Here is a 5,477-nt window from a genome sequence, read left to right as displayed (position 1 = left end):
AAACTAGAAAGGCAAGGCACTGCTCACTTGTGAAGCTTAAGTGAACAGCATTGGTGTAAAGCCAGAAAGAAACGCGCCTGAGCGCATGCTTCTTTCAATTCGATCTCGAACGAAGCAATTCAGACCATCTCTGGCGTAATTTCGAAACCTGGCTTTTTTTGCGTTGGCGGACCTTAAGCGTCTTTGAACGGCTCTGCCGTTTTCGAAGATGCTTTCGAATCTGCGACCGGCGAGCCGCTTCGCCGATTAGCGCGCTGCTCATAGCGAACCCGTTTGGATTTGGGCTGATAGAGAACCGTGCTGGCCAGCTGCTGGCCTTTTTTCAGATCTTCGGGAAGCTGCGATTCCAGAGCCTTGAGGTCAACCGTTCTGAGTCGAACACGCGTCATGGAAGCCGGGGTACCGTCGGATTCAGACGGTCCGGCAGCTTCAGAGGCTGCTGGGGTCTGGATCGAATCCGAAGACTCGAGATCGGATTTGGCCGCTTTGTCTTTTGTTTTTTCTTTCTCTTTATTCGAATTATTCGAAGCCGCCTTTTCCCGGTCTGGGGCAGCTTTCGATTTTTCCACCGGTGCTTCGGCAGTCTTGGGTTTCGTCTCTGGTTTTGGTTCTTCAAACGCGGACGGGATCGGATCCTGTCCGGCAGATTCGGTCTTTGGCAGGCGTTCGAAATCTTCTTCTACGACTTTTGAAATCGTCTGATTTCCCGCTTCATCCTTTTCGTCCACCGCTGTGCTTTCGGTTTCGAGTTCCTCTTCCCTGGAGACTTTCTTTTTGCGCAGCGGCCGGCGGCGCTTTTTCTTCTTATGGGGGTCGTCTTCATCCTCCGGGTACGGCTTGTCGTCTTTCATTTTTAAGATCAGGACCGCATAGATAATGCCGCCAGCCGTACCAAGCAGACCGGATTTGAGTCCCTGCGGCTGATACGTCAGTTCAATCTGATTCAGACCCGCGGGCAGATGAATTTTCAGAAAGCCGTTCATGAAGCTGTCACAAGGTACGCTCTGTCCGTTGACGGTCGCCTTCCAGCCTGGATCGTACGGAATGGTAAACACCATATCGCATTCCTTCTGGCTCTCGTAATTTCCCGTCACGCGGGTCGCTTCCACGGACTGATCCTTGAGTCCGTTCGTATTCAGACGTTCCACCGCCCGTTCGACCGCATCCTCGTTCATCGACGCCGCATACAGCGTCAGCGTCTGCGAGTCACGATCCGAATCCGCTGTAAACTGCAGTTCGACAAAATCGTTTTCGGCCACATCGCCGACGTAAACGACTTCGCCGTCGTATTTATCTTCGTGAACGAGCTGATCGTTTTTGAACACCTTGAACTTGCTGGAGCCGCCAAGCGTTCCATACACGTACACCTGAGTGCCGCGAAACGGCGCCAGCTTGACGGTCGTCACATCCCCGTCTTCGATATCTTCAATCATGCAGGTGCCAGACTCGGTGAATTCTCCATCCGTCTTCGCGTCGGTTTCAATCGACGCCTTTACATCGAGCGGCGTGAAGCTGTCGGGCATCAGGGTATTGAGATTGGTAAATTCATTGGATGCATCGAGCGCGTCGATGCCGTCAAAAATCGTACTGCCAATCGGCGTGGCATACGGCGACTTCCAGAGGACGAGATCATCCACCCTTGCCACTTCAACAAACGGTTCGGGCAGCTGTTCGTGCTCGTCGGTCGCATACAGATCGACGCCAAGAATGAGATCGCTGATGGACGTATGACCATAGACGCGGTAGTAGTTTTCGCCGCTTGCATAGCCGAGCTTGCCTAAAATCGACGCGGTATCCGGATTGATGACGGAGTTAAAGGAAGATACGCCGCGAAAGCCGTACAGGGCGGGCGCGTTTACGATGTCGCTGCAAAGAATGTCCGAACGGCCGGTTCCCGTAAACTGCGCCGCTTCCAGATCCGGCTTCATATTCGTAAACGAGCTGGACAGATCGCCCGGCGCGCACTGGGCCAGACAGCCAAAGCTTTCGGCCAGAATGAGCCACGAAAGCAGCACCTGGCGATGAAAGCCGGCCGCCAGTGTAAAGCAGAGCAGGCAGCCGACAAGTGCCGGCTCAATCCAGGTATTCGAAGTCTGGGAAAGCCAGACGACACCCGAAAAGGCGATGGCGGCCGTTACGCCGCAGCCGATCAGAACCGAAAGCTTCGTTTTGCGTATTCGAACCAGTCCGTCATACATCATCAGGCAGGACAGAAAGCCGACAAGAAAGCCGAAGCGGTTTGGCACCTGCCTCTGCATGTAAAAGCCATGAAAGGCGTAGTTCAGCCAGCTGCACTGCGTCGCCACCAGGTAAAGCAGGCAAAGACCCGAAAGGCCGAGACGCGTCCGCCAGGAAATCGATTTCTGAAAGAGGAAAACGAGGCAGAACATCAGGCAGGCCGAACCCATGTACAAGTTGATCGCCCCGCGATTATGGGTAATGCGGACAATATTCGCATCCGGCAGAAGCCGGGAAAAGAAATACGCCCAGTCATTGAAAAATTCAAAATCCGGCGGTGACATGCGTGAAACGTTGTCCATAAGCATGCCCTCGATGACCGGAAGCAAAACGAGTGAAGCCAGCAGCGCGGCGCAGAGCGAACAGAGCGCGAACCAGATAATCAGCACCCAGCGCCGGTTTTTAAAGCGCATGACGAGCACGACTTCATACTGCGCCAGAAAGATGCAGAGAATGGCGCCCATGTAAAAGTTCATGAAAATAGCCGCCGCCAGCGAGAACAGATACACTGCACGGCCTTTTCTGGTATCGAGCCGTTCCATGCCATAAAGCATTAACGGAAGCAGTGCGATCGAATCCATCCACATGAAGTTGACCGCATAGCCCATGAAATAAAAGCCAAATCCGTACGTGATCGCGCAGGCAGCTGCGGGCATTGCTTTTTTCGAAGCGCCTTTTCGTGTCGGCAAGTACCAGGCCATCAGCGTGCAGACCAGAATGTTTTTCAGAACGATAATCAGATTGGCTGCGAACGGAATCTGCGTACGGTCGAACAGAAGCGCCACGAAGGTAAAGGGGCTCATCAGGTAATAGGCTATGGTCAGAAAGAAGTTTCCGCCAAGACCTCCGTTCCACGAATAGAAGACTGAGCCGCCTTCTCGAAATATGCTCCAGAATTCGGACAGAAACGGCATGTACTGCGCGTACCCGTCGTTCGTACACAGGCTCGCCTCCCCAAGAGGGAAAAGCCCGATCACGATCCAGGTAACGAGCCACGCCAGCGAGGCGACCAGCAGCGTGATCACCGCCGCTCTTGCGGAGACGTTTTTTATATTCAGAAAAGGCGCCTCCAGTTTTTTCAGCCAGCCTGGCCTGTGCGATCTGGGTCTGGCCTTTTCGGACAGTGCGGATTCCATAAATGTTCTCCTTTCTCCGTTCGTTTCAGAACGCTGAACACAACGGGAAATAAAATAAATATAGGTAAATACAGGGGAAAGACGGGTCTGGCCGGTTTGCAGACAGGAGAATATCCAGAACACCTTCCGGTCAGAACCTGCTGAATTTTCAAAAGTGCTTTTATTTTCGCAAAATCAAGGGCGCAAGAAAAGGCGGGGCCCATACTGCGAACCGTTCCAGTCGCTCAAAGCGGCCTGTACGCAAAGCCGCAGGCCATAAAAAGCGGAAGAAAATGCCATAAGAAATCCGGTGTAAGAAAGCGGCCAAAACGGAATACCGGGACGTACAGTGCGCAAAAAAGCCCCGAAAGTATCCGCTTTTCCTCTCTTTTTTACCGATCCTGCCCTGCCATCATATTCCCTGCCTGTGGAATTTGTCGGTTCCGCTCAAAAAAGCGCGTGAGAAAACGGGCAAAAAGCTGACTATATTCCTTTTGCACCGAAAATAACGGTTTGTGCCATAATAAGTTCTGATTTTGTTTAGAAAGGATGGTTTTCCATGTTCAAATCCAAGAGCAGTCAGACTGACCTGGGCACTGCACCGGTCGGACGTCTTCTCTTTAATCTGGCGGTTCCGTGCATTCTGGCACAGATCGTCAACGTTCTCTATAACATTGTTGACCGCATGTATATCGGTCACATCCCCGGTAGCGGTCAGGCTGCGCTGACCGGAGTCGGCGTCACCATGCCGCTCATCACAGCGATCAGTGCTTTCGCGTATCTGGTCTGCATGGGTGCCGCTCCGCGTGCCGCGGTCTTCATGGGCCAGAAAGACAATAAAACCGCCCAGAAAATCATGAACAGCTCTCTGGCGCTGCTCATCGTTCTTTCCCTTGTTCTGACCGTGATTACCGAAATGTTCGGCCGGGATCTGCTTATGTCCTTTGGCGCAAGCGAACAGACAATCCCCTATGCCTGGGCGTACATGCAGATTTATGCGGCCGGTACCATTTTTGTTCAGGTTGCCCTGGGCATGAACGCGTTTATCAACACACAGGGCTACGCATCCTGGGGTATGGCCACCGTACTGATCGGCGCAATTCTCAACATTGTTCTTGACCCGATTCTCATTTTCGTCTTCGGACTGGGCGTACGCGGTGCCGCGATTGCGACCGTCATTTCCCAGGCCTGCTCGGCGATTTTCGTTCTCTGGTTTCTGCGTTCGAAACGTTCCGCGCTTCGTCTTTCCCCTTCGCTGATCCGTCTGAACTGGAAGCTCATTCTCCCCTGCCTGGCGCTTGGTCTTTCCCCGTTTGTCATGATGATCACCGAAAGCTTCATCACCCTCGCCTTTAACACATCCCTCCAGCGCTACGGCGGCGACCTGGCTGTCGGATCGATGACGATTCTGGCGAGCATCATGCAGTTTGCGATGCTTCCGCTCCAGGGCCTTACCCAGGGGTCGCAGCCGATCATTTCCTACAACTTCGGTGCCGCCAATCTGGATCGCATCAAAAAGACGTTCAAGATTCTGCTGATCAGCTCGCTGATTTACTCCTTTGGCTTATGGGCGCTTTGCGAACTGTTCCCGGGTGCCTTTGCTTCCTTCTTCACACCCGATCCCGAACTCATTAAGTACACCGAATGGTCGCTGCGCATTTACATCGCAGGTGTCTGCCTGTTCGGTATGCAGATCGCCTGTCAGCAGACGTTCATCGCGCTGGGCAATGCGAAGACGTCTCTCTTCCTTGCGGTTTATCGTAAGATCATTCTGCTTCTGCCGCTGATCTACATCCTGCCGTTTTGCATGAGCGACAAAGTCTTTGCGGTTTTCCTGGCCGAACCGATTGCGGATGTTGTGGCCGCCGTTACAACCGGTATCCTGTTCCTGCGCTATACACGAACCAGACTGCCGGCTCTCATCGAGCAGAACCGTCAGAAACTGGCCGACGAACTCGTTCAGCCCGCACAGAACTAAAATTTCTCTGACCCCCAATCCGGAGTTTCGACTCCGGATTTTTTATGGCCTTTTTCAGGCTCTGAAACGGAATCCTCCCCCAGCAAAAGAGAAGTAAGTGTCAAACAATCGACGGGTATACGCGAGACTGAATATTAGATACGCTA

General features: G+C 53.0%; 2 protein-coding genes. One reads left to right on the top strand and one right to left on the bottom strand.

Going from position 1 to position 5,477, the window contains the following annotated elements; all coding sequences use genetic code 11:
- Nucleotides 1-173 precede the first annotated feature (173 nt).
- Nucleotides 174-3,374 carry a YfhO family protein gene (locus Q2J39_RS10420; protein ID WP_288340613.1) on the bottom strand — a complete coding sequence of 1,067 codons (3,201 nt, stop codon included), beginning with the start codon at nt 3,372-3,374 and terminating at the stop codon, nt 174-176.
- A gap of 538 nt (nt 3,375-3,912) precedes the next feature.
- On the opposite strand from Q2J39_RS10420, the gene Q2J39_RS10415 reads away from it, so the two are divergent.
- The gene (locus Q2J39_RS10415) at nt 3,913-5,331 is read left to right on the top strand and encodes an MATE family efflux transporter (RefSeq protein ID WP_288340615.1); all 1,419 of its coding nucleotides are present in this window, start codon (nt 3,913-3,915) and stop codon (nt 5,329-5,331) included.
- Nucleotides 5,332-5,477: the final 146 nt, after the last annotated feature.

This window comes from uncultured Allobaculum sp., assembly GCF_948576815.1.
Taxonomy (GTDB): Bacteria; Bacillota_I; Bacilli_A; order Erysipelotrichales; family Erysipelotrichaceae; genus Allobaculum; species Allobaculum fili.
This window is presented reverse-complemented; position numbering and strand designations above follow the sequence as displayed.

Bases quoted from the DNA above. Each gene is read 5' to 3' on its own strand.
- Q2J39_RS10420 (WP_288340613.1), bottom strand. From the start codon at position 3,374: ATGGAATCCGCACTGTCCGAAAAGGCCAGACCCAGATCGCACAGGCCA.
- Q2J39_RS10415 (WP_288340615.1), top strand. From the start codon at position 3,913: ATGTTCAAATCCAAGAGCAGTCAGACTGACCTGGGCACTGCACCGGTC.